At 39.9% G+C, this 23863-nt stretch carries 23 protein-coding genes and 1 pseudogene; 12 read left to right on the top strand and 12 right to left on the bottom strand.

Annotated features, from left to right (window positions below; genetic code table 11):
* Positions 1–193: 193 nt before the first annotated feature.
* The 7 genes from MBUR_RS08515 (at position 194) to MBUR_RS08485 (ending at position 7495) form a co-directional block, all read left to right on the top strand.
* Complete coding sequence (locus tag MBUR_RS08515; RefSeq protein ID WP_011499696.1) at positions 194–343, top strand: 50S ribosomal protein L40e; 150 nt, start codon at positions 194–196, stop codon at positions 341–343.
* 8 nt (positions 344–351) lie between these two features.
* Positions 352–1095, top strand: a complete 744-nt coding sequence (locus tag MBUR_RS08510; RefSeq protein ID WP_011499695.1) for a geranylgeranylglyceryl/heptaprenylglyceryl phosphate synthase — start codon at positions 352–354, stop codon at positions 1093–1095.
* Between the two features lie 29 nt (positions 1096–1124).
* Positions 1125–2846, top strand: a complete 1722-nt coding sequence (locus MBUR_RS08505) for an ATP-binding cassette domain-containing protein (RefSeq protein WP_011499694.1) — start codon at positions 1125–1127, stop codon at positions 2844–2846.
* A 217-nt stretch (positions 2847–3063) separates the two neighbouring features.
* Positions 3064–4182 (top strand): IS200/IS605 family element RNA-guided endonuclease TnpB, encoded by a 1119-nt coding sequence (tnpB, locus tag MBUR_RS08500; protein ID WP_011499693.1) that lies wholly within the window; start codon positions 3064–3066, stop codon positions 4180–4182.
* Positions 4183–4329: 147 nt separating this feature from the next.
* Positions 4330–4641, top strand: coding sequence for a phasin family protein (locus MBUR_RS08495; RefSeq protein WP_048063329.1), 312 nt, complete (start codon positions 4330–4332; stop codon positions 4639–4641).
* A gap of 88 nt (positions 4642–4729) precedes the next feature.
* On the top strand, positions 4730–6409 hold the full coding sequence (locus MBUR_RS08490; RefSeq protein ID WP_011499691.1) for an ABC1 kinase family protein: 1680 nt from the start codon (positions 4730–4732) through the stop codon (positions 6407–6409).
* A gap of 111 nt (positions 6410–6520) precedes the next feature.
* A complete protein-coding gene (locus tag MBUR_RS08485; protein ID WP_011499690.1) occupies positions 6521–7495 on the top strand; it encodes a DUF128 domain-containing protein in 975 nt (324 codons plus the stop codon).
* A 6-nt stretch (positions 7496–7501) separates the two neighbouring features.
* Here the strand turns inward: MBUR_RS08485 and MBUR_RS08480 are convergent, their stop codons facing one another.
* The 4 genes from MBUR_RS08480 to MBUR_RS08465 form a co-directional block, all read right to left on the bottom strand.
* Entirely contained in the window at positions 7502–8359 is an 858-nt protein-coding gene (locus tag MBUR_RS08480; protein ID WP_011499689.1) for a DUF4435 domain-containing protein, read from the bottom strand.
* Positions 8337–9692 carry an AAA family ATPase gene (locus tag MBUR_RS08475; RefSeq protein ID WP_011499688.1) on the bottom strand — a complete coding sequence of 452 codons (1356 nt, stop codon included), beginning with the start codon at positions 9690–9692 and terminating at the stop codon, positions 8337–8339. Before MBUR_RS08475 ends, MBUR_RS08480 begins: the two co-directional genes overlap by 23 nt.
* Positions 9693–9884: 192 nt before the next feature.
* On the bottom strand, positions 9885–11135 hold the full coding sequence (locus MBUR_RS13045) for a PGF-pre-PGF domain-containing protein (RefSeq protein ID WP_011499687.1): 1251 nt from the start codon (positions 11133–11135) through the stop codon (positions 9885–9887).
* Between the two features lie 13 nt (positions 11136–11148).
* Entirely contained in the window at positions 11149–14751 is a 3603-nt protein-coding gene (locus MBUR_RS08465) for a NosD domain-containing protein (RefSeq protein WP_011499686.1), read from the bottom strand.
* A 54-nt stretch (positions 14752–14805) separates the two neighbouring features.
* Here MBUR_RS08465 and MBUR_RS08460 point away from each other — a divergent pair, with 54 nt between their 5' ends.
* Positions 14806–15171, top strand: a complete 366-nt coding sequence (locus tag MBUR_RS08460) for a winged helix-turn-helix transcriptional regulator (RefSeq protein ID WP_011499685.1) — start codon at positions 14806–14808, stop codon at positions 15169–15171.
* A gap of 30 nt (positions 15172–15201) precedes the next feature.
* Here the strand turns inward: MBUR_RS08460 and MBUR_RS08455 are convergent, their stop codons facing one another.
* Together MBUR_RS08455 and MBUR_RS08450 are read right to left on the bottom strand one after the other, a co-directional pair.
* The gene (locus tag MBUR_RS08455) at positions 15202–16011 is read right to left on the bottom strand and encodes a UPF0489 family protein (protein ID WP_011499684.1); all 810 of its coding nucleotides are present in this window, start codon (positions 16009–16011) and stop codon (positions 15202–15204) included.
* A 24-nt stretch (positions 16012–16035) separates the two neighbouring features.
* Positions 16036–16530, bottom strand: coding sequence for a hypothetical protein (locus MBUR_RS08450; RefSeq protein ID WP_157196686.1), 495 nt, complete (start codon positions 16528–16530; stop codon positions 16036–16038).
* A 31-nt stretch (positions 16531–16561) separates the two neighbouring features.
* Here MBUR_RS08450 and MBUR_RS08445 point away from each other — a divergent pair, with 31 nt between their 5' ends.
* The gene (locus MBUR_RS08445; protein ID WP_011498312.1) at positions 16562–17503 is read left to right on the top strand and encodes an IS5-like element ISMbu1 family transposase; all 942 of its coding nucleotides are present in this window, start codon (positions 16562–16564) and stop codon (positions 17501–17503) included.
* Positions 17504–17579: 76 nt separating this feature from the next.
* On the opposite strand, the gene MBUR_RS08440 is transcribed toward MBUR_RS08445, so the two are convergent.
* Positions 17580–17894, bottom strand: a complete 315-nt coding sequence (locus MBUR_RS08440; protein ID WP_048063326.1) for a hypothetical protein — start codon at positions 17892–17894, stop codon at positions 17580–17582.
* A 401-nt stretch (positions 17895–18295) separates the two neighbouring features.
* On the opposite strand from MBUR_RS08440, the gene MBUR_RS08435 reads away from it, so the two are divergent.
* The 3 genes from MBUR_RS08435 to MBUR_RS08425 all read left to right on the top strand — a co-directional run bounded on the left by MBUR_RS08435 (position 18296) and on the right by MBUR_RS08425 (position 20034).
* Positions 18296–18607, top strand: a complete 312-nt coding sequence (locus MBUR_RS08435) for a hypothetical protein (protein ID WP_011499683.1) — start codon at positions 18296–18298, stop codon at positions 18605–18607.
* 188 nt (positions 18608–18795) lie between these two features.
* Positions 18796–19023 (top strand): winged helix-turn-helix transcriptional regulator, encoded by a 228-nt coding sequence (locus tag MBUR_RS08430; protein ID WP_011499682.1) that lies wholly within the window; start codon positions 18796–18798, stop codon positions 19021–19023.
* Between the two features lie 63 nt (positions 19024–19086).
* Complete coding sequence (locus MBUR_RS08425) at positions 19087–20034, top strand: Fic family protein (protein WP_232221890.1); 948 nt, start codon at positions 19087–19089, stop codon at positions 20032–20034.
* A 109-nt stretch (positions 20035–20143) separates the two neighbouring features.
* Here MBUR_RS08425 and MBUR_RS08420 read toward each other — a convergent pair whose 3' ends face one another.
* The 5 genes and pseudogenes from MBUR_RS08420 to MBUR_RS08405 form a co-directional block, all read right to left on the bottom strand.
* Positions 20144–20428: an AAA family ATPase gene (locus tag MBUR_RS08420; protein ID WP_011499680.1), complete on the bottom strand. Its 285-nt coding sequence runs from the start codon at positions 20426–20428 to the stop codon at positions 20144–20146.
* A gap of 292 nt (positions 20429–20720) precedes the next feature.
* Positions 20721–21581, bottom strand: a pseudogene (locus MBUR_RS08415) (ISNCY family transposase).
* Between the two features lie 130 nt (positions 21582–21711).
* Positions 21712–21885, bottom strand: coding sequence for a hypothetical protein (locus tag MBUR_RS13865; protein ID WP_157196684.1), 174 nt, complete (start codon positions 21883–21885; stop codon positions 21712–21714).
* Positions 21886–22035: 150 nt separating this feature from the next.
* A complete protein-coding gene (locus tag MBUR_RS08410; RefSeq protein WP_011499679.1) occupies positions 22036–23163 on the bottom strand; it encodes an isocitrate/isopropylmalate dehydrogenase family protein in 1128 nt (375 codons plus the stop codon).
* Between the two features lie 103 nt (positions 23164–23266).
* Positions 23267–23749: a 3-isopropylmalate dehydratase small subunit gene (locus tag MBUR_RS08405; RefSeq protein ID WP_011499678.1), complete on the bottom strand. Its 483-nt coding sequence runs from the start codon at positions 23747–23749 to the stop codon at positions 23267–23269.
* Positions 23750–23863 lie beyond the last annotated feature (114 nt).

Here is a 23863-nt window from a genome sequence, read left to right as displayed (position 1 = left end):
TCATCTTCTTTTTTGTTCTTTGTTTGTTGCATTTAGTTGAAATCTTCTATTATTTATTTTGTGGATGTGCTTTGTCTATCCCAAAACAGTTATATGTTTTGAAATGCATGTAGCCAGCCGGTATATTGATGTATATCGCATTCTAACTAACATATTATCATACATATTCAATAATATTAATCAAGGTGAGAACATGGCAAGATTCCCAGAAGCAGAAGAAAGGATCCTTAATAAGAAGATCTGTATGAAGTGCAGTGCCCGCAATGCTGTTAGGGCAACAAGATGTAGAAAGTGCGGTTACACAAATCTACGTGTGAAAAACAAGGACGTCAGAAGAGGCTGATCCTAACAATGCAAGTGGAAGAGTACCTCAACGATATCGCAGAACGCGAAGGTACAGTTCACTTAACGCTTATCGATCCGGCATCACAATCTCCGGAAGCCGCTGCAGAAATTGCAAAAGCGGCTGTAGCTGGGGGTACGGATGCCATACTGATCGGTGGCTCTACAGGAGCCGTTGGCGTTGCATTGGATCAGACACTGATCAAAATAAAGGAACAGGTCGATGTTCCTACTATTCTTTTTCCGGGTAATGCCGGCGGCGTGAGTACTCATGCTGATGCTATCTTTTTTATGAGCCTTCTTAATTCACGTGATATCAATTATATTATAACGAATCAGGTGATGGGCGCTCCTGTTGTCTATAAGTCTGGAATAGAGCCTATCTCCATGGCCTACATAATATCCGAGCCCGGTGGTACCGTTGGCTGGGTAGGCGATGCGAAACTCATTCCACGCAACAAACCAGAGATTGCAGCTGCTTATTCTCTTGCAGGCAAATACATGGGTATGCATTACACGTATCTTGAAGCGGGTTCCGGTGCAGACCGGCCGATCACTCCTGAAACCATAGGTGCGGTAAAACACGTTCTTGGCGATAACAAACTTATCGTTGGTGGTGGTATTCGTGATGGTAAAACAGCAAAGATCTGTGCTGATGCCGGTGCTGACATGATCGTGACCGGTACTATTGTCGAAGAGACGGATGATGTCAGAAAAAAGATAGAAGAAATTGTTTCTGCTATCAAGAAATGATCTCCTGAATTCTAACGGAGTTTTCACTTATGCTCAGAGTTTCTGATATTGTAAAGGATTATGAAATTGGCGAAAACAAAATCCGTATCCTTAACGGAATAAGTTTTGATGTGGCAGATGGAGAGATCCTCGGCATAACAGGAAAGAGCGGCAGTGGAAAGACAACCCTTCTCAAGATCTTGAGGGGAGCCGAACCATTCAACAATGGTAGTATTGAGATCGATGGTTCCATCATTACTGAGCTTTCGGGTGCAGAAGGGGCGAAATTACTCGGAAGAAGTACAGCTATTCATCTTCAGCGCAATTTTGGGTTATGGGCAGGCCCTGCTATTGAAAATATAATCCGCAGGCTGAACATTCAATATGGGGGTCATGAGGGCATGCCGGAACCGGATGCACCCTTTTACGATGAACTGTATGAGAGGTCCATGGCATATCTAAGGCTGGTAGGACTTGAACATAAAGCCCTTCACTCCTCAAGTGTGCTGAGCGGAGGCGAAAAACAGCGTTTGATAATTGCCCGTCAGCTTGCAGCACAGCCTCGTCTTCTGTTACTCGATGAACCTGTTACCATGACAGGACCGGATACCAAACAGGAGATCATGGATGTTATTCTTAAGCTCAAGGACAGGCTGAACATTCCTATTATCGTAGTTTCACATCTTCCGGAAGTACATGCTTATCTTGCAGACCGGGTCATATACCTCGAGGGTGGCAAGGTCGTTGATGATGGTAATCCTGTCTCTGTACTAAAGAACTTCTTAAAGGATCTTAAACCGAAGGAAAAGCTCTCAGAATTACCTGAGAAGAACCCATGCATAAGGGCAGAGAACATATCTAAAAGATTGGTTCTGATGCGTGTCGGTGAAGTGCTTAATATTAAAGACCAATCACTTGTGATAAATAAAGGCGAGATCGTAAGTTTCATAGGTTCTTCCGGTGCAGGCAAAACCACATTTTTGAAAATAATGGAAGGTTTGAAAGAGCCAAAGGAAGGTTCAGTTTCCTATTTGCATGATGGCGAATGGGTCAACATATCCAGTTTTGCCAGACAGCGTATGGAACTTTGGAAGAAGATAAGTATAATGCATCAGGAATTCTCACTTTCCCCTCATTCTACCGTACGCCGGCAGATAGGCTTCAGACTAAGCATGAAGATGCATGGTGCACTTGAATTTGCACGTCAGAAGGCTCAGGAGCTGGGTATCTCCGATGAGATGCTTGACAAGATTTACATACTTCCAGATATGGGTGAGATCGAAAGAACGAATACATTGAACAGCATGCGTCTTTCAATGGATGTTTATTCCAAACTTTTCCCTGTTATACCAAACACCGATGTTGACAAATATGCAATTCCGGTATTTGAAGCACTTGACCTTTCACTGGACATTCTTGATAAGACCACCTATCAGATAAGTGGTGGTGAACATGTAAGGGCTTACATTGCTCTTGCTCTTGCAACAGAACCCGAGTTCCTCATGCTCGATGAGCCATTCGGAGACCTTGATCCTGTGACATTAAGGGATGTCACAAATTCCCTGAAGAGAATAAACGCACGTTTTGGAACTACCATCGTACTTGTCAGTCATCACATGGATTTTGTCAAGGAAGTGGCACACCGTGCGGTGCTTTTTGAAAATGGTTCCATTATAATGGATGGCGATGCGAGGGATGTTTGTGGCAAGTTCATTGAGATGTGTGGCGCAACCTATCTTGAGAACACCCTTGAAGGTCTTGCAGAACAATAACGTTCCTTTTATTGCTTTGAGCATCCTTTCTTCTTTTCTCTCTTTTTGTTTTTTAACTTTCAGGCGAGAAGTCCCCTTCCGTAAGGTAGGCACGTTAAATCGAAGATTTAACATGCACATTAAATCTTTGATTTGATGTGGGATGAAAGCCGTACTATTTACAAAACAACGTTGTTTTACAGAACATTGATATATTGTTAAAACATATCGTATATTGATGCTAAAAGCCTACAAATACCGTTTGTATCCTTCTGAATCTCAATCCGAGATTCTTATGAAACATATTGGTGCGTGCAGGTTTACGTATAATTGGGCTTTAGAGCAGAAGAACAAAGCGTATGAAGTCAATAAAGAACACTTGTCGAGATTCGAATTACAGCATCGACTTGTTCATGACCTGAAACCAAACAATGAATGGTTAAAAGAGGTCAATTCTCAATCGTTATTGAATACGCTTATCAATCTCGAATCTGCTTTCACTCGCTTTTTCAGGGAAAAGAAGGGATTTCCCAATTTCAAATCAAGGAAAAATTCCGTACAATCGTTCCAGATACCACAACATTATTCAGTGGATTTTGAAACTAATACAATCAAACTTCCGAAGTTGAAACAACCGATAAAAGCAAAGTTGCATCGGAAGTTTGAAGGCACACTAAAAACCGCTACTGTATCAAGAACATCTACTGGAAAATACTATCTTATTATTCTTATAGATGATGGAAAAGAATTACCTGTAAAACAGTTTTTTGAAGATAGAACAACATTAGGAATAGATGTTGGACTTACTAACTTCGCTATACTTTCCAATGGTGAAAAAATTAACAATCCCAAACACCTTAGAAATAGTATGGATAGGATGAAAATCTTACAAAAACGAATGAGTAAGAAACAAAGTGGTTCAAAGAACCGAAATAAATCCAGACATAATGTAGCAAAACTTCACGAAAAAATCCGAAACCAAAGAAATGATTTTCTGCACAAAACTACTTCTAAACTGATAAGCGAGAACCAAGCAATTGCAGTAGAATCCTTGAATGTTTCGGGTATGTTGAAAAATCATTGTCTTGCACAAGCAATCAGTGATGTTTCATGGAGTGAGTTTTTTAGACAACTCGAATATAAAGCTGATTGGTACAGAAAGACACTATTAAAGATAGGTCAATTCGAGCCATCTTCAAAATTATGCAATGTTTGTGGTTTCCACAACAATAAAATGACTTTGAAAGATAGAGATTGGTGCTGTCCTGAATGTAATACAGAACACGACAGGGACATCAATGCCGCTATCAATGTCAAGAAGTTTGCACTTCAAAATCAAAATCTACTAAATATTTGAAGCACCTTCGGAACGAGGGGAAGGGCTTGTGGAGTTGCGTTCGATGGAACGGGCTATGAAGCAGGAAGCTCCATGTGTAAGCGTGGAGTGGTTCACCAAACTATATATCATAATAAAGTTAAACTCTATACGGGAGGTTATAATTTGATGATCGATAGCATAAAGAAATTGGGCCTTTTTGGCTTAGGTATGTACGCTATAACCGAAGAGAAGGTCGATGAGCTTGTAAAGAACCTTGTTGAGGATGGGGAGTTTAACAAGGAAGAAGGTAAGAAGTTCGTAGAGGATCTGGTTGAAAAGCAAAAACAACAGCAGAAAGACTTCGAAGCTGCAGTTTCTGAAAAGGTGCAGGACGTCTTTGGCAAGGCAGATCTTGCTACAAAAGAAGAGATCGATGCTCTCCATAAGAAGATCGATGATCTTGAAACCCTGTTAAAGGAAAAGATGAAAGACGAATAAATTCGTCTTCTATCATCTAATTATTTTTTAATACATTAACAACTTCGCAGTAGGTTGCCATATAGAATTTGATCGCAGGTGATCACGAATGCCCTCTAAACTGGTACGCAGGTATTCCATGGTAAAACGCTATGGGATCATTATTGATACCCTGGTCAAATATGGGTTCGGTTATTTTGTAGACCAGATGGGCATCAGACCACTTGGTTCTTTCAGGTCGAGATTCAAAGGTCGTTTCACTTCCCCCCCTCGTCCGTCTTCCGGTCCCGAAAGAGTGCGTAAAGTATTGGAAGAACTTGGTCCTACCTATGTAAAATTCGGTCAACTCCTGAGCATGCGTCAGGACCTTATTCCTAAAGAATATGCTGAGGAATTTGCTAAACTCCAGAATGAAGTGCCGTCTTTTTGTTTTGATGAGGTTGAAAGGATAGTCGAAGAGGAATTTGGGAAAAAGATAGAGGACATTTTTCTTTCATTTGACAGTAGCTCTATTGCTGCGGCTTCCATCGGTCAGGTTCACCGTGCTAAACTTCTTGACGGAACGGAGGTCGTTGTTAAGGTCCAAAGGCCAGGCATCCGTAAGATCATAGGGTCTGACCTTGATATCCTTTACAGCATTGCAGGTTTTGCAGAAGAACATGTCGAGGAAGCAAAACTATACAGCCCTGTGGAAGTTGTGGATGAGGTCTACCACTCCATACATGCTGAGATGGACTATACGCAGGAAGCCCGGAACATTGAACGTTTCCGCAGAAATTTTGAGAATGAACCTGACATTGTAATTCCAAATGTCTATTGGGAATACAGCACTCGCCGCGTGCTCACAATGGAGTATATCGATGGTGTCAAATGTGATAATTTCAAGACCCTCGAAGAAATGGGCCTGGACCGTTACAAGATAGCGGAGAACGGAACAAAGGCTTTCATGAAACAGATCTTTGAGGATGGCTTCTTCCATGCAGACATGCATTCTGGAAATGTTCTTATACTGGAAGATGGCCGTATATGTCTTCTTGATTTTGGAATGGTAGGCAGCATATCCAATGAGGTGAAGAATCTCCTTGTAGATGCTCTTCTTGCCGTTACGAGGGAGGATGTTACACAATATCTTGAGGTGATGAGGGACTTTGGAATGGTTCCGGATGAACTGGACGTTCAGTCTTTTAAGATCGAATACGGTTACATCCTGAGCAAATATTATGGCAGATCATTAAAACAACTTGACACACCTGAAATGATCGCTGAAACGATGACCCTGCTGCGAAAATTCAGGATCCGTATACCTCCAAATATTGCTTTGCTCTTCAAAGGTTTGATGACGATCAGCGGGTTTGCATTGCAGATGGTGCCTGATTTCAATGTGACCGTTGTTGCTGAACCTTATGCAAAGGGGATCATGCACAATCGTTTAAAACCAAAGCAGATAGCAGAATCGCTCTACAGTGATCTCTGGCAGACGGCAAGGATGTTGCATAAAGCGCCATTACAGATCTCTCATATACTTGCAACAGCAGAAAAAGGCTATCTCAATCTCAAGTTCGAAACTCATGAGATGGATCGTATCGTTGCGGAAATAAGTTCCTCGAGCAATCGCCTTGCATTCAGTTTCATCATCTCCGCCATTATAGTTGGTTCCTCCCTTATTATTCAGACAGGGATGGAACCCCATATTGGGGGTGTTCCTCTTTTTGGCTTAATGGGATTTTCAGTGGCTGCTTTTATGGGCATATGGCTTATGGTTTATATACTAAAAACAGGAAAGATATAACCGGCAATAGTTACTTTTAAGTTGATGTCCGGTATATACCCTTTGCTTTTATTAAATGAGCAATGCCAATATAAATTGCTGTGACCTATAATCCATATCAGGTGCCTATAAATGACCGACCCCCAGATTGAGCGTAAATTAATTGAGATTATGCGTGTTATCAGCGAGAGCGATAAACCCATAGGCGCAAGGAATATTGCCGATGAACTTCAAAGCCGTGGTTACAATCTGGGTGAACGTGCTGTACGCTATCATTTAAGGATACTTGATGAAAGGGGATTTACTGAAAAACACGGTTATAATGGGCGTACTATCACCACTTTCGGCAGAAAGGAACTCGATGATGCTCTTATAGGCGATCGCTTAGGCTTTGTCATCACAAGGATCGAAGAGCTCATCTATAATACCAATTACGACCCCATCTCCAAAGAAGGCAATGTTATAGTCAACCTTTCTACTCTCGACAAGAACGATTTCGATAATGCTCTCGACGTCATGAAATATGCTGCATCAGGTGGTATGTGCATCAGTCCTAACATTAAGATATTTGAAGAGGATTCGGATTCAGGTGTATATGTGCCTGAAGGCAGTGTGGGTATAGCAACAGTTTGCAGTATTACATATGATGGGGTGCTTCTCAGAAACGGCATCCCTGTGAAACCGGTATATGGTGGCATACTGGAAATGGAGCATAATGATCCCGTACAATTCAGGGACCTGATCTCATACTCAGGCACTTCCATTGATCCGGTAAAGATATTCATGATCAGGCATGCAACTTCAGTTCTGGACGTGCTCGATACGGGGAATGGTCGCATTCTTGCCAATATACGCACAATTCCCTCTTCCGCAGTTGATAAAGCACAGGAGGTCTTACATCAGCTTGAGGCTTCCGGTCTCGGTAATGTGATGAACATTGGCTCTTCCGCTTATGATCTATGCGGTGCTCCGGTGGAAGAGGGTTTATCTGGTATCCTTGTAGGCGTTGGTGTGAACATGATATCTGCTGTAGAAGAGGCGGGTATTCCTGTCTCAACAAGCCCTGTCTCAACAGTTCTGGATTATAAGGTCATGTCAAAGCTATGATACTGGTCAAGCTTCACTGAGAACGATGTAAGGCACATTCTCTTCTTCCCAATTCAGTATCGAACTATATAGCTCGGTCTTCTTAAACATTGTTATATCATAGGCAAGCCGCAGGCTTCTGTCTATTATGCCTTCGTTCGTATGGTGTGCATCTGAATTGCCAAAGATCTCACGTAGCCCGAATGCCAGTATCTCCACAACATCGTGACCGGAACATATCTGCCAGGGGTCATGATCCTCATTGAGCATTTTCATGAGCTTTTTGCGTATGGCTCTTTCGTTCAGGGAATCTCCGTGTGAGTTGACCTTCACCTCTCGTATGAGATGTTTGATGTTTATCGATAGTGGCTGTACTTCCATGAAATGATCAAAATCGACATCCTTGAACCTAAGAGACAGTTTATCTTTGCCAGAGGAAGAAAGCCATCTGAAAAGCCCCAATGGCATTGCTGTGTAGAGCAAGAGTTGTCTTATGGGCATATGAAGCGCTTCAACTTTATACGGTGATGTAAATTCTTCAAGAAGACGTTCCAGCGCTTCTGATGCAATAAGCATTGTCTCAAGATCATGAGTGTCAGTGACAAGCACATCACTACTCTCGTTCCTTATCCCGTCTACCTTCCAGAAATCGGCATCTACAATGGTTAAAATCCCTTCTATCTTTGATCGTTTAAGGATTTGTACGACCTTGATAGCATTTTCCTTGCCATTGGCGGGGATGACCTTACATCTTTTATCATCCACAAATCGCTGGTAGAGCCTCATATCGGTGCTGCCTTCTATTATCAAGACACTTCCCCTGAACTGGGTTCGCATCATTCGAACGTTGTTCGCGATATCGTCAGCTGTCAAGTATCTCTTCATTATCGCGTCCTCTAAGCTCAACGGTAAGGTCCCAGCGGTCATGGATTATTTGTGGTGAGTGTGTGGCTATCAGGACATCAAAACCTGCGAGTTGGGTTATCGCCTGTAAGTCTCTCAGGAACTGTTGTTGCCATAGGACATGTAGTGATATTTCGGGTTCATCAATAAGTATCAAAGCTTCAGGTTCTACATGGAATAACAGTTCATAGAACAATACAAGCTCCTGCTGCTCTCCAGATGAGAGTTTGGTTGGTGAAAGTGGCATCTTTTCTGCCGTTGTAAAAACAAAACCATCCTTTTTGCTGATCGAGAGTTTCTTGTAAAGGAATCTGCAATTGATTATTTTTATCAAAAGGTCTATCCTTTGAGTAAGATCATTGAATACGCTGAGCTTTTGTTTGACATCTTCTATGTAAAGCTGGAGGAAATTTCTATTGCTCTCATCGATATCTGTGATCTCCTCTATGTCAAGACTGCCTTCTGAATCAATGAATCCAGCATCAATGAGTTGTTTTCTCTTGTCTTCCAATTTGACAAGTTCGACCTTTAGTTCTTTTATAGATGTATCTAAATGTTTACTATCTGTCTTTAGTAACCTTGAAGGAAATGTGCGGTCAAGGGATTGTGAAAGTGCTGCATATTCTGCAAGTTTCTTCTGCATAGAGCCTGCAAGTTCATGGGAATAACTAATAACAGAAGGTATTACAGAGGTTCTTCTTTCTGTCTCCACGGATTGGGAGAATGAAATACTTAGCAGTCGCTGTGTCTTAATGAAACAGATGTTGATGGAAGCCAGCACTTCTCTGAGCCATGCGGGTTCATCTTTCCTTTTTTGTGGGAGCTTGTCACTGAAAAGGCTCATGACCTCCTCGGATGTGAGCTTTTCCTGCGTGGTGAAATGTACCCAGGTGTTATCATCTATCTTCTCAAGCTCAGGTATCATGTGCTCAACCTTAAGTGTCGAAAAAACTTCTTCAATATCAATGGGTTTGACCGTGTAACGAACCTTTTTATGTGTGGGTTTAAGCCATTCGAATGCGAGTTCACGATAGCCACTGTTCTCAGCTTTAATGGGTTCAGTTTCGTCCAGATGTAGTTTTTTCCTTACTAAAAGTCTGCTCCGATCACTGAACTCAATTTCGAGCCGGCTGAAAGGGATGCGATAAAGCTCATAATAGTTAGAACGGAATAGCGAATTCAATATCTTAAGTAGGACCGTCTTACCAATGCCATTCGGTCCGTGAAGAATGGTGATATGTTCTTCCGTGTTCAACGGAACATCATGGTCGAACGTTCCAAATAGGTTCTTAACAACGATCCTCTTTATTTTCATGAAAGCTCCCCAAAGCATCTCTAAAAACGAATATGATACTACAACATTAGTTCCGATGATTAATAAAATCTTGTTCTTGTTGTATATAGTTTGCTTCAATATGTGGGGCTGTCAAAAACTCTAACACCAAAGTTTTTGACAGCCACAACATAACTAAGAACACTTATATTAATCTTGACTGTCAAAGTTGGGCTACAACACTTCCCCGTCCTCATCCTTTTTAGTCCTGTACATCAAATATGTGCCACCGGCGATGAGCATTATTGCCAGCGCGCCGACCAAGTACCACATTGAGATACCTTCATCGCTCTGCTTCCCTTCACCATTACTATCTTGTGTACTGGTCTGCTCCGATGTGGCAGTTGACATTGGCTCTGTGTCTGCGCCCTGTGCTACCAGATCTTCCTCCGTGCTGCCAATTATCGAGAACGGCGAGAATCCGGGTGTTTTTGCCTCAAAGTAGATGTACGTATCATCCTCCCCACTCTTATTGGTTGGGAGAGGATTCCAGACGTCATTATGATGCCTGCACAACCTGATCGTTGCTACAACAATGTCATTAGCCTCAATCCATGACTTTTCAACCTTGAACCCGACCTTCACATCAGCAATATTGTCCGATGTCGCAAATCCAGACTTCCCGACCCAGATGTTCAGATTCTGGTAAACCCTGCCCGGCGGGTCATTTTTCACCAATGCTGACTTTCCTTTGAGCACTTCGATCGTTGCTGAGATCTCGCCTGCGTTCTTGAGTGCAGTGAATTTTATTGTCTCGATGGCATTTGATTCGTCTTTGAATTCGTATGACGTTTCTTCATCCATTACGATATGTTTGTGCACGACGTCTTTTACTTCGATGTTCTCGTATTCTTCACCGGATGTGCCGCTGCCTCCACCGCCGCCTGATGAGGAGGGGGTTGGGGTGGAATTATCTTGCACAATTTTGCTTGAAGTTATGGACAATGAATAACTTCCGGTTTCAAAAGTGGTGGAACTTTGAGTTTTCATATCAATGCTTGCACTGCCAGTGTTCATTACAAGCATTTTCTCGGAAGGAGAATTGCTCACATCCCAATTCATATCAAGAGTAGACCCACTTGGAACTGTGACCTTCAAAGTCCATGTGATGGCGTCCGCATCTGCTTTCATATCGGCCGCAAGGCGCGTTACGACTTCATGGGTGCATGGAAAATATGCATCAAGTGCATCAACCGTTGGTGCAGGCGGCGCGGTGACATCGTAATCCCTGTCAAAGCCATCTGTGGCATTGTCATCAACACCAAAAATGCGCACATACGTAGCCGGTGGTGGCGGTGGAGAACTACCATCACTTGATGTAGGCAGGGCTGTGATATACATCGAAGAGGTCCATGTGGCACCGGCAACACCTGTGCACATGGCCATCAATAAAACAAACGCTACAATTAACTTCATTTTTGACATAATGTCGCCCCATTCATTCACTGTATGACGTACCTGCAAACGTGACTTGTGTGTCGTTTAAAGCAAGAATCCAGTATCCTTTGCTAATCTCGATCGTGCTCACATCATAGTATTGCTTGTTTGCAGTATTCCATGAGTACACTGGCAAAATTACATCACTGTTGCTACCAAAGAGCGTGTTAACACTTGGCGTGTCAGGTGTTAGTGGAGTGGAAACAAGGTTCCATCCTTTCTGGAGTTGCATTGTGTACAGGTTTGGATCGGTGACAGTCCACGTCCATTTGTTCTGGCTGGCTCCGTTTGCATTTTCTGCCACTATTGTGATATTATACACACCTTCATGCGCAGAAGTATTGTAGTATGCCGCTGTTGTGACTGATGTGTTGGTGTAAAGAATTATACCATCAAATATCCAAGTCACGTTGGCGACTTGGTCTATAGTTGCCGTGAAAGATCTTGAATCACCTTCAACATCAGAAACTAATGAGGGTAATGAAAGTGTAATTGATGGTGCAGGTGGTGCTGCTACAATCCAAGTCCACTTTTTCTGGTCAGTTCCATTTGTATTTTCTGCAAACACTGTAAGATTGTGCGTGCCTGTTTTTGCAGAATTGTTGTAGTATGATGCTGTTTGGATAGATGTGTTCGTTTGAATAGTATTGCCATCAAGAATCCACGTCACATTGGCAACTTGGTCTACAGTTGTTGTGAAAGTTCTCGAATCACCTTCAACATCAGAAATTGATACGGACGAGGGTGACGAATGTGTAATTGATGGTGCTGGTGGCTCTGTGACTGTCCATGTCCATTTGTTCTGATCAGTTCCATTTACATTTTCTGCAAATATTGTAAGATTATGTATTCCTACTTTTGCAGAACCATTGTAGTATGATGCTGTTTGGATAGATGTGTTCGTTTGAATAGTATTGCCATCAAGAATCCACGTCACATTGACAACTTGGTCTACAGTTGTTGTGAAAGTTCTCGAATCACCTTCAATATCAGAAATTGATGCGGACGAGGGTGACGAAAGTGTAATTGATGGTGCCGATGGCTCCGTTACAGTCCATGTCCAGTTTTTCTGGCTCGTTTTTCTATTTGTATTTTCCGCAACCACTGTTAAATTGTGGGTGCCGAGTTGTGCAGAACCATTGTAGTATGACGCTGTTGTAACAGATGTGTTGGTGTAAAGAGTAATTCCATCAAGAATCCACGTTACATCAGAAACTTGATTTACATTCATGGTAAACAATCTGGAATCACCTTCAATATCTGAAACCAAAGATGATGAAGGATTGGGTAATGTTATTGTCGGATTTGGATACGGTATGTCACTGGTATCACCAATCAATATTTCACGATTTGTTAATGGTTGGGAGAACTGATAAAATGAGTCCATTTTCATTGAATTGTCTGCTTGGGATATACTGTCAAGACGTCCTGTGAGTATTAATTGATTTTGTGAACCAACATAAGAAAAATAACTTCCGATTTCCAATACTTCATCATCAATGCGATTTCCATTCATTCTAAGTTCAAACCAAACCTTTTCACCTGATACATCAAATTGTAGTGGTACCAACGAGTAGCCTTCGTATAAGAGGATTGCAGTCCCTGCCTTTACTGTAAAACTGGCACCTAAATATGTATTTTCATTGTTATAATCATTGTCAGGAATGATAATTTGGTGTGGTTGCATCAATGGTGTTTCATCTCTAAGACCCACATCGTTTCCTGCTATATAATATGCAGAATCTCCAATACCATCATTGTTGGAATCTATACCATTATAGTCATCATAATAATTTGAATGCCATGAATTCAATCCTTTGATGTCATATGCACCGTGATTAGAAATATTTAACAGAGTGTTGTTGTAAATGCTAGATTGACTTGTGGTGCCTTGATCTATGTATATGCCATCATTACTGTTGTCAATAGTATTGTTTGCTAATGCACCACCACCAGAGTTAAACAAATACACCCCAGTATTTGTATTGTTAAAAATTAGATTGTATAACAATTTGGTGTCGATTGAATTGGACAGATAAATCCCATGGTTTGTGTTATTAGAAACTATGTTGTTTGTCAATGTGCTATCACTTGAACTGGTGAGATAGATTCCATTGTTTGTGTTATTAGAAACTACATTGTTTGTCAATGTATTGTATTTAGAATCCGATATATAGATTCCAGTATTTGTGTTATTGGAAACTACATTATACATCAGTATATTAATACCAGAATATGATAAATATATTCCATAGTTGCTATTATTAATTATAGTATTTTGAATCAGCAGATTTGATCCACGTGATGCTCCACCACTAGTTAAATGGATTCCACCACTGTTGTCAGAAACGTTGTTTTTTGTTAATGTGTTATAATTGCCTATTATATAATATCCATAATTGCTATTACTATTAGCAGTATTTTTTGTTAATTTATTATAGTCCCCTATATAAATGTAAAATCCATAGTTGGCATTATCAGAAGCCGTATTATTTGTTAATATGTTGTAATCAGATTCGATCCAAAAACCATAACCATTATTAAAAGCATTATTATCTATTAGCGTACTTCTCGTGTGAATAGTAAATCCACGGTTTGTATTGCTATAAGCAGTGTTGTTTGTCAAAGTACTGCTAGAACCAGTTGTATAAAATCCATACCTGTTACTGTAAGCAATATTGTTTGTCAAAGTACTGCTAGAACCAGTTGTATAAAATCCATACTTGTTACTGTAAGCAATATTGTTTGCCAAAGTACTGCTAGAACCAGTTGTGTATAATCCATAAATGTTACTGTAAGCAGTGTTGTTTGTAAAGATATTGCCACTGCTATCACTATAAATCCCATGGTTTGTGTTGCCATATGCAGTATTATTATCCAAATTACAGTTTTCAGAACTGCTTAAATACATACCATAGTTATTGCTTGTTGCAGAGTTATTAAAAACTGTACTGTTTCCAGAAATGTACCAGTTAATACCATAATCATTATTTTGTGCGACATTGCTTAAAACGGAAATATTATCTGAATTAGATATATATGCCCCTCGATTGGTGTTCGAACTTAGGTTGTTACTAATCAGTGAATTGTTATGAGAGTACAGTAGATAAATTCCTTCTGTATTACTGTAAACGCTATTATTTTCAATAGTATTATTCTCAGATTCAAATACATAAACCCCATAATTGTTGCTCTGAGCAATACAATTCAAAACAGTATTATCATCGGACATGATCTTAATCCCACTGTCAGCATCCCCGCCATTCCAATCCGTTCCGCTTCCAGTGACATTGAACCCATCGATTGTACAATCATCGGTGGTGATCGTCATTGCAGTTCCACTACCACTTGCATTTATGAGCGGCATCCCGATGCCCACTAATGAAAGTGTTTTGTTCACAACGACATTTTCATAATAGGTGCCGCTTTGAACTTCAATAACATCCCCCACGCTCGCATTATTGATCGCCGCCTGAATGCTCAAATAATCCGCGCCGCCGCTATCGTCCACAGTAATTGCTGCAGCACTGGCCGAACCGACAGCAAGCACTAAAATAGCAACTACAACACCAGCAAAGACCCTTAATGCCCTATTTTTCACCATCAATTTCACCTTACATTGCCAATACACATCCCCTACATATAAATTTATTTATCTATGCAATGGCGTATTATACTACGTTTAAACGTACCTTCTATTCATAACCACGGCGTACCCAAAATAACCACCATGCGCCTGAAACTGTTATACAAGAAACATTTCTGCGACATATTGATTTTACTTGAACGTGCGCCAATGTCGTTCAATGGACTTGAAAAAACTGTGGGCGTGTATCCTGACACACTCAACAAGCGGTTAAAAGAAATGCTCAAATACGATCTAATCGAACCGATCGTGGATGTTGTTGATGGAAAAAATCGGGTCAAACATCGATTGACGGCAAAAGGTCAACAACTTATACCCACACTTAAGGAATTTATTAAACTTGCCGAGGAACTTGAATCCGCAATTTTTTCACCATGATGCAAATGGTGCATGCAAAATTGTATTTTATCATCTAATATAATAAAAATCTTTAGCATTGACTCCATGTAAAAATTTATTTTTAACATCACACAAGCGTTTTTCGTCTATTTTAAAGATATCATTGCTCATCAAAGAATCAAATATTTTTTCACATTGTTCATTTCCACCGCAATGAGCAGGTTCCAAAGCAATAGTTATGACTTTACTCATCTCAAACATTTTCTTAAATAAAGCACAATTCACTTGCTTGTTGATTTCCTGAGGAGTAATTGAAATGATTTTATCAGTAATTTCAGTGAAAAAATCGAGGTCAATATCTAATATAAAATCTCTACCGCATTCACAAATATTCATTATTTCTTGATAATTAAGTATATTATCAATCAGAGAAATATCGTGTCCCTCAAAAAGATAAAAATTATGATCCATGCCATCGCATTTAAAGTTTATTTTCTGTGGTGCAAATTGATTTTCTTCAATTAATATTCCATCGTAACTACCTTCTTCGTGATGAAAAGAAATACAATCTTTGATCAAACCAGACCACATTGCATTAACAATGAATTCATCGTTCTCATCACACAGTTCTACCGTAACAAAATCATTTAGTTCTAAATTATCCATTCCTAATATTGTTTTTGATTTTTTTATGTTATCGGAGTTCATATGAAAATCAGTGTGTTTGTCCAAATGGAATAGAGTTGCATCCCTACTTATGATTCCTTCATTAAATGCTTTGATCCAAGCAATTAATGCAGCAGCATGATCTATAATGAAATACAATTTTTTGTCATGGATATTGAATTCACAATATTCTATATTTTTTGGCAGTCTCATATTAGTCCTAAATCTAATATTATATTAAAGAGAAATCCTTTTAACTTCACAATTTATATCCATTTTCACTGCGAATTTTTTTTCATCACATGCAGGAGCAAGTATATTTTTGTTCCACACATAACTACAAAATGATATCTCTGCTTCTTCATTTGGTTTCAGTTTATTAGTAGGTCCAATTAAAATGATAAGCCATTTCTCATTTTCACTTGGACTGAAACTTGAAAGTTTTTTTTCTATTTCATCTTTGTAATATTCAATTGCCTGTGGGTAACTTTGACATCCATCACCAAGCCGTGGTCTCGAAACTATTATTTTAAATTCTGCAGGGAAATACAGTAATTTATCCATCTCTTCATATATCTTTTCTAAATTGTTTTTGATTGTACTTGCTGTTTCTTCGTGTTCTAAAGTCAAAATTAATCTGCTTTTATCATGCCAAGACACATCAAACCCTCTTAACGCATATTTGGTGGATTTAGTATAGAGAATTCCGATAAACCCCTCAAACAGAAGCAATATTTATAACCTATTACAATAATTTTGTATTATGTCCTTAACAAACTTTGCTTTTAAAGAAGAGTACAAACGTCTTGAAAATCTCGGTGACAAGCTCTCTGAAATTGAATCTCTCATCGATTGGAAACCATTTCGTCCAATTATAGCAGAGATGTATATCAATAAAACAGAGTTCGGTGGCAGACCAAACGTTGATGAAATCGTCATGCTCAAAATGTTAGTATTGCAACAATGGCATGGCCTATCTGACCCTGAACTTGAAAGACAAGCTACTGATAGAATTTCCTTTAGGAAATTCTTGGGCTTTCCTGCAAAAATTCCAGATCATACTACTGTTTGGGCATTTAGAGAACGAATTTCCCAGGCAGGAAAAGAAGATGAAATCTGGAATGAAATGCAAAGACAACTTAATAAGAAAGGTCTGAAGATCAAGCAAGGTATGATTCAGGATGCAACATTTATACATGCTGATCCAGGACATGCAAATCTTGATACTCCTCGTGGAAATGAAGCAAAGACCAGAAGATGTAAGGACGGTACATGGACAAAAAAGGCATCTAAGTCACATTTTGGATATAAACTACATACCATTGAAGATACCGAATATGATCTGATAAGGAGATATAGGACAACTACTGCCTCAGTTCATGATAGTCAGGTGGATCTTTCTGAAGAAGGCGAAGTTGTTTACAGAGATAGAGGTTACTTTGGTGCAATTTCAAAAGGATATGATGCAACTATGCAAAGGGGAGTACGAGGGCACCCTATTGGTATTAGGGATAAGATGAGAAACAAAAGAATAAGCAGGAAAAGAGCAAAGGGAGAAAGACCTTATGCTGTTATCAAAAATGTGTTTACGTCAGGATTTGTAAGAGTAACAACGTTGGCAAGAGTAAATGTCAAAATGGCGATTACAGCATTCAGCTATAATCTCTATCAATTGAGGACAATAAGAAGAAAATCATTAGGATGAATAGCGGTAGCTATTCAAAAAAGTTGGAAAGTATATAAATAGATACTAGCAAACTGCTGGAAATAGAGAGAAAAGCTCAAAATTTTAGCTGGAAATATTTGCTTTGAAAAAAATCAGCAGTTAATCGCAATTCTCTATAATCCTTATCAAATATTTTCATAAATTTACTAATATTAGAATGTGTAAACGCATGTCCAATAACTTCAATTTGTTTTTGATTGCAAAGTTCTTCCCCCCATAATATAAAGCAGGTTTCTACGAAAGGAGACCAAGATTTAGGACTGCGCCACCAACCAAAATCTGAACCTCTGCACTCAAATTTATCAAAATGTTCTTCAATGAAATCAAATAATTTATTGACAATAATCTTTTCTGTTAATTCCATACTCATGGTTTTTTATTGAAATTGTTACTATATATACGGCACTAAAAACATTTTCTGGTACATACTCATTTTACTCTAATATACACAAATTTAATGAAACAATCTTGCAAAAAAGTGAGTGAGTGTCCTGCTATACTCAACACCGCTAAAAAACAACATAATAACTACCACGTAAATAGACGCACCACGCCTCCGTCAGTCCTATCGCCCTGTGATTATTGCATATAATCAATTCACTCTGGCGGGTACGCTACACCGAATTGATATATACGATACTGGACTGCCTTCGGCATGTCGCTGCAAGTATTAACTGACTGCCTACAATTAATATAATACCATATACTCGAAATGTTTAATACAGTTAACATCATATGACATAAACGATAAACATGACAAAGAGGTAATATATGATTCAAGACGAATATATTGAGACAATTAAAACTGATATGACATATGAGCAATTTATAGAAAGATACGCCGCTCTTAAATTCCAAAAAACAAAGGGATATAGCTCTTATGTAGGAAAAATGATAGGTGATATATCGCCAGATAAAAAAAATCATGTTGCATGTTCAACAGGAAAAATACATCCAACAAAAGCAATCTTCATTCTAGTCGATGGAAAAGAAATTGGTGTTCCTCAAAAGACTTTAGAGCTTTATAATGATCATAAAATCAAACCACCAAGGACAAGAGGATCAACTGCTCCATCATGGTAAAATATGAACAAATGAAATGAAAAGGGATCAACTTAATATTGAGTAGATAAATATTTGACGGGATTAACATGATGGTGCGAACCACTTATATCATGTAAATCCTGTTCATCCCGTAAATCCCGTCCATAAATTAAGGCTATACGATTGTATATTTGGTGAGCCATCTAATTTTACTTGAACGTGCGCTAATGTCGTTCAATGAACTTGAAAAAACTGTGGGCGTTTATCCTGACACCCTCAACAAGCGGTTAAAAGAAATGCTCAAATACGGTCTGATCGAACCGATCGTGGATGTTGTTGATGGAAAAAATCGGGTCAAACATCGATTGACGGCAAAAGGTCAACAACTTATACCCACACTTAAGGAATTTATTAAACTTGCCGAGGAACTTGAATCCGCAATTTTTTCACCATGATGCAAATGGTGCATGCAAACTTGGGTTTTATTGCAAATTCAGGTATTGCAATTGAACCGGCAGGTGTCCACCAAAAGCTACATCAAAGGTGGACACCTATTATATAATGTGTATATCGAGAAGCGAAAACAGGGACACAATACAAAGTACTACCTCACCCATTCCTACAAAATCAGGGGAAAAACAAGGAAGATTCGCCGCTACCTTGGCCTGAACCTGAATGAAGCGGATATCAGCACACTCAGGAAGGATGCGGAAGAATCCATTCTTAAGGAACTGGATTCCCCGAAAAACCTGCTTAAATTCTCACTTACCAGAAAGGAAATCCTGAAGCTGAACGAATACGACAGTGATATTCAGATTGCTCACCTGGACCCGCTGCAATGGAAAACGTTCACCGAAACTTTTGTTTACAACACAAACGCAATCGAAGGTTCCACGATCTCCCCCGATGAAGTTCACGACATCCTTAAAAACAATGCAAAAGCCCGTACAGACGATGAACTAGAATCAATCGGAGTTGCAGAAGCTGTAGATTACATCAGGAACACGGATGAAAAATTATCCATTTCACTTATACTGGAACTCCATGAAATGTGTTTCAGGGAAAGCAAAGATTTCGCAGGCAAACTCAGGGATGTGGAAGTTATCATACGGGACGGACGGGGAAATATTGTACATCAGGGAATCCCAAGCACTGAAATTGAAAGGGAACTCAACGAACTAACCGCCTGGTACAATGAAAACCGGGAAGAAATAAAACCACTTCTGCTTGCGGCAATACTGCATAACCAGTTTGAATACATCCATCCCTTTGAAGACGGCAACGGCAGGGTCGGAAGGCTGTTATTGAACTATGCCCTGCTGCAAAAGGACTATCCTCCGATAAACATACTTCTCGAGGACAGGAGCAAATATTATGAGTGCCTCCGGTTGTACTCACAGGAAAATAACCTGGAAAGCACGCTTGGGTTTTTGATCAGCCAGTATTCCAAATGGCCGGATGGGTGACCACCTGGTTTTTTGGGAGGGGTGGACACCTTCGTGATAACGTCTGGCTACGATTCCGATCACCAGTCCCAAAATCACATTCCAAAGGTTATATATTTCATGCACGTGCTTATTTTTGCAGTCGGACGTTGATGGGTTCAGTTTCATCCAGATGCAGTTTCTTTCTTACTAAAAGTCTGCTCCGGTCACTGAATTCGATCTCGAGCCTGCTGAAAGGAATGCGGTAAAGCTCATAATAGTTAGAACGGAACAGCGAGTTCAATATCTTAAGTAGGACAGTCTTACCAATACCGTTCGGTCCGTGAAGAATAGTGATATGTTCTTCTATGTTCAACGAAACATCATGGTCGAACGTTCCAAATAGGTTCTTAACAACGATCCTCTTTATCTTCATGAAGGCTTCCCAAAGTATCTCTCAAAACGAATATGATACTACGACATTAGTCCCGATGATTAATAATATCTCGTTTTGTTGTATATAGTTTGCTTTAATGTGGGCTTTGCCCGAAAAATCAATATGGCTGAAAAATATATTGAAACTTTCCAAGACTTTTTAATGTCGATTAAAACGATACCATAAAAATTTTATACGCATACTTCTTCTAAAGATTATGTACAAAATAAAAACTTTAGTGGCAGTTCCATTATGCCTAGAGATTATCAAATTAGTTCATAATCTTCCCATTCTAATTTGATGACATCAAGCTCATACATAATTTGCAAAATGAGGTTAAAGATACTAACTCATTTTGCAAATTTGTAGCTACAAGCAATTGATATGTAACGAAATTCATAATTGAATACAGTTTCTTACTACCATTTTTCATTCCACTGATATCGAACTTTACAGTCCATTTAATATGCTTGTGTACTCGTTCCCATTCACTCCTATGCAAATAATCTTCATCGAATCTATCATCTTCGATGTTCTTGTTTCGCAAGTGCATCCCTGCCTGTTTTTTCACTCCCATTTTTACCAATGCATCAATATGTTTCTTCAATTCAGGAGAATCGTGATAAGCACTTTTTGTATGAGTTATATAGATTGGAAGTGTTCCAATCATGGTGATGTGAACTTTGTCCATCTTACAATTATAATGCGGATTGTAATCTGCATACTTGTCATATCTTGATGCTTCAAGTGGAGTTGAATCTGTTTTCGCATCTCTTATCTTTGTATTTTTGGAGATATTCTTTCCAATTTTGAACATTACTTCATCGAATCCAGTTTCTCCAAGTCTGTATTTTACAAAATGATGCAGTGTTGCAGGGGATGGAAGATTCATAATGCCGTTATTGTTTTCTCAAATGAGGGGTTTCTATAACATTTCATAACGATGAGCTTTATCATTGACGAAACCTTATGCCTGAAGTACCAGTCCTTATCGGCATAATGGCCACTCTCAACATAAGATGCAATGTCATCGAGATCTAAGAAATACAAAAATTGGATATTGATACATTATATTGTTCAGATAGTTAGCAATTGAATCTTTGGTACAGATTCCGTCCAAAATATCGTAATAATATTTCATGGACTGGCACATTTTCTACAACCTAAATGTAATGCATAAGCTATGCTCGGGGTGGTACCAGTAGTCTTGAAAAAAGAGTTACGTTTTTAAGGCGAAAAGTTAATTTGAGAATCTCGGTTTGCTTTAATGGGCGATAAATTGGTCATGGATAAAAATAGCCAATAATTGCAGCAATGGTGGTGCCAATTGCAATCAAAAATGCAGTTTTTATCGCTGGTTTCCATTGGCGGTCTTCACTCATGAGATAGACTATCGGTATTCCCATGATGAATGTGATAAGTCCCCAGATGGGGGCATGTAAGGTTGAATATGACATACCATAAAACTGGACGCTATACATTATAAAATTATCGAAGAGTTTTGATCTGGCAAAATGTCTTCTTTTCTACCATATGATCATAAAAAACGAAATATCCCCCACGCCGATCCTGGCGTGAAGGCAAAAAAGAAAAAGTGAGATGCTAAATTACATCTCGAGCAGAATTCTTGCGATGTCGCTACCAACATCGGAGGTAGTGCTTGAGCCGCCCATGTCGTAGGTCTGGACCTTTGCTTCGAGAATGTTCTTCTCGATGGCGGATACGATGGCATCTGCTGCTTCCTTCTCACCGAGCTGTTCAATGAGCATTGAACCTGCCCATATGGTTGCGATAGGATTTACCTTGTTCAGTCCCTTGTACTTTGGTGCTGAACCGTGGATAGGCTCGAACATGCTGGTACCGTTAGGGTTGATGTTTCCGCCAGGTGCGAGTCCGAGACCGCCCTGTACCATTGCGCCCAGGTCAGTGATGATGTCACCGAACATGTTAGGTGTGACTACGATATCGAACCATTCTGGGTTCTTGACGAACCACATTGTAATAGCGTCGACATAGTTCAAGTCTGTCTTAACATCAGGGTGCTTGGCTGCGATAGTGTTGAACTCCTCTCTCCAGAATCCGTAGATGTCTGAAAGGACGTTCGCCTTGTCAACTGATGAAACGTGCTTGTCACTCTTCTCAGCAAGGTCGAAGGAGTAGTCGATGACCCTCTGGGTTCCTTCCTTTGAGATCATACCTATCTGGTATGCGATCTCTTCGCTGTCGGTCTCAATGTCGAGTCCGAACTTTGCAGAGTACAGTGTCCTTGAAACCTCGAGCAGGTCCTTGCTAGCTCCGGTCTTTGCACGTCCGCCAATGCCGATGTAGAAATCCTCAGTGTTTTCCCTTACGACAGTGAAGTCGATGTCGGCCGGGGTCTTGTCTTTAAGCGGGCACCATACACCTTCAAGAAGCTTGATAGGGCGCAGGTTGATGTACTGGTCGAAGTAGAACCTTGCAGCGAGCAGGATTCCTTTCTCAAGCACACCAGGTGCTATCCTGTCGTCACCAATGGAACCGAGGTAGATCGCATCATATGCTGAAAGTTCTTTGAGCGTATCTTCGGAGATAAGTTCTCCTGTTTCAAGGTAGTGGTCAGCTCCTTGTGGGTACTCTATCCAGTCTACATCGAATCCAAATTTCTCTCCAGCTGCATCGATTACCTTCTTACCCTCGGTAATGATCTCAGGGCCGATACCGTCACCCGGCAGGACCGGAATTTTATATTGTGCCATATTTATCCTCCTTATTGATTATGTGAAATCTATTTTTTTTATATTTTAGTCGGTCAGCAAAAGACTCAACAAAATATCAAATCAAAAACAAGGAATAGAAAGATCAGTTAATGATCTTCCTTGTGTATTCCTTTAAACCGCCGGCATCTACGATACCACGGACAAAATCAGGTAAAGGTATAGCCTGGTACTTTTCACCTTTTGTAAGGTTCTCAATAATACCAGATGCAATGTCAACGGTAAGCTCGTCTCCGTCTTCGATCTTGTCTGTCTCAGGGCATTCCAGAAGCGCAACACCGATATTGATCGCGTTCCTGAAAAATATTCTTGCGAACGACTTTGCGATGACGCAACCGATCTTTGATCCCTTAAGGGCGATAGGTGCATGTTCCCTTGAAGAGCCACAACCAAAATTGTTACCTGCAACAACGATGTCGTTTTCCTTCACATTCCCTGCAAATTCAGGGCGTACGCCAACAAAAGTATATGGGGCAAGTTCCTCTGGTGTGTTCATCACAAGGTATCTGCCCGGGATGACTGCATCAGTGTCCACGTCATCTCCGAATTTCCAAACTCTTCCTTTCATTATGATCACCGGTGATATTTTAAATATAAATGCGATATCTTATGCTCTGATTATAGCGTTTAGTTATTTAAGTACTTTCTACCGGCATAACACTGCCGGTATAAAAAGTTGATG

The sequence above is a fragment of the Methanococcoides burtonii DSM 6242 genome, from assembly GCF_000013725.1.
GTDB classification, from domain to species: Archaea; Halobacteriota; Methanosarcinia; order Methanosarcinales; family Methanosarcinaceae; genus Methanococcoides; species Methanococcoides burtonii.
Note: the sequence above shows the minus strand (reverse complement) of the source record. Positions and strands in the feature narration are given on the sequence as shown.

Bases quoted from the DNA above. Each gene is read 5' to 3' on its own strand.
- MBUR_RS08515 (WP_011499696.1), top strand. From the start codon at position 194: ATGGCAAGATTCCCAGAAGCAGAAGAAAGGATCCTTAATAAGAAGATC.
- MBUR_RS08510 (WP_011499695.1), top strand. From the start codon at position 352: ATGCAAGTGGAAGAGTACCTCAACGATATCGCAGAACGCGAAGGTACA.
- MBUR_RS08505 (WP_011499694.1), top strand. From the start codon at position 1,125: ATGCTCAGAGTTTCTGATATTGTAAAGGATTATGAAATTGGCGAAAAC.
- tnpB (WP_011499693.1), top strand. From the start codon at position 3,064: ATGCTAAAAGCCTACAAATACCGTTTGTATCCTTCTGAATCTCAATCC.
- MBUR_RS08495 (WP_048063329.1), top strand. From the start codon at position 4,330: ATGATCGATAGCATAAAGAAATTGGGCCTTTTTGGCTTAGGTATGTAC.
- MBUR_RS08490 (WP_011499691.1), top strand. From the start codon at position 4,730: ATGCCCTCTAAACTGGTACGCAGGTATTCCATGGTAAAACGCTATGGG.
- MBUR_RS08485 (WP_011499690.1), top strand. From the start codon at position 6,521: ATGACCGACCCCCAGATTGAGCGTAAATTAATTGAGATTATGCGTGTT.
- MBUR_RS08480 (WP_011499689.1), bottom strand. From the start codon at position 8,359: ATGAAGAGATACTTGACAGCTGACGATATCGCGAACAACGTTCGAATG.
- MBUR_RS08475 (WP_011499688.1), bottom strand. From the start codon at position 9,692: ATGAAAATAAAGAGGATCGTTGTTAAGAACCTATTTGGAACGTTCGAC.
- MBUR_RS13045 (WP_011499687.1), bottom strand. From the start codon at position 11,135: ATGTCAAAAATGAAGTTAATTGTAGCGTTTGTTTTATTGATGGCCATG.
- MBUR_RS08465 (WP_011499686.1), bottom strand. From the start codon at position 14,751: ATGGTGAAAAATAGGGCATTAAGGGTCTTTGCTGGTGTTGTAGTTGCT.
- MBUR_RS08460 (WP_011499685.1), top strand. From the start codon at position 14,806: ATGCAATGGCGTATTATACTACGTTTAAACGTACCTTCTATTCATAAC.
- MBUR_RS08455 (WP_011499684.1), bottom strand. From the start codon at position 16,011: ATGAGACTGCCAAAAAATATAGAATATTGTGAATTCAATATCCATGAC.
- MBUR_RS08445 (WP_011498312.1), top strand. From the start codon at position 16,562: ATGTCCTTAACAAACTTTGCTTTTAAAGAAGAGTACAAACGTCTTGAA.
- MBUR_RS08440 (WP_048063326.1), bottom strand. From the start codon at position 17,894: ATGAGTATGGAATTAACAGAAAAGATTATTGTCAATAAATTATTTGAT.
- MBUR_RS08435 (WP_011499683.1), top strand. From the start codon at position 18,296: ATGATTCAAGACGAATATATTGAGACAATTAAAACTGATATGACATAT.
- MBUR_RS08430 (WP_011499682.1), top strand. From the start codon at position 18,796: ATGTCGTTCAATGAACTTGAAAAAACTGTGGGCGTTTATCCTGACACC.
- MBUR_RS08420 (WP_011499680.1), bottom strand. From the start codon at position 20,428: ATGAAGATAAAGAGGATCGTTGTTAAGAACCTATTTGGAACGTTCGAC.
- MBUR_RS13865 (WP_157196684.1), bottom strand. From the start codon at position 21,885: ATGTCATATTCAACCTTACATGCCCCCATCTGGGGACTTATCACATTC.
- MBUR_RS08410 (WP_011499679.1), bottom strand. From the start codon at position 23,163: ATGGCACAATATAAAATTCCGGTCCTGCCGGGTGACGGTATCGGCCCT.
- MBUR_RS08405 (WP_011499678.1), bottom strand. From the start codon at position 23,749: ATGAAAGGAAGAGTTTGGAAATTCGGAGATGACGTGGACACTGATGCA.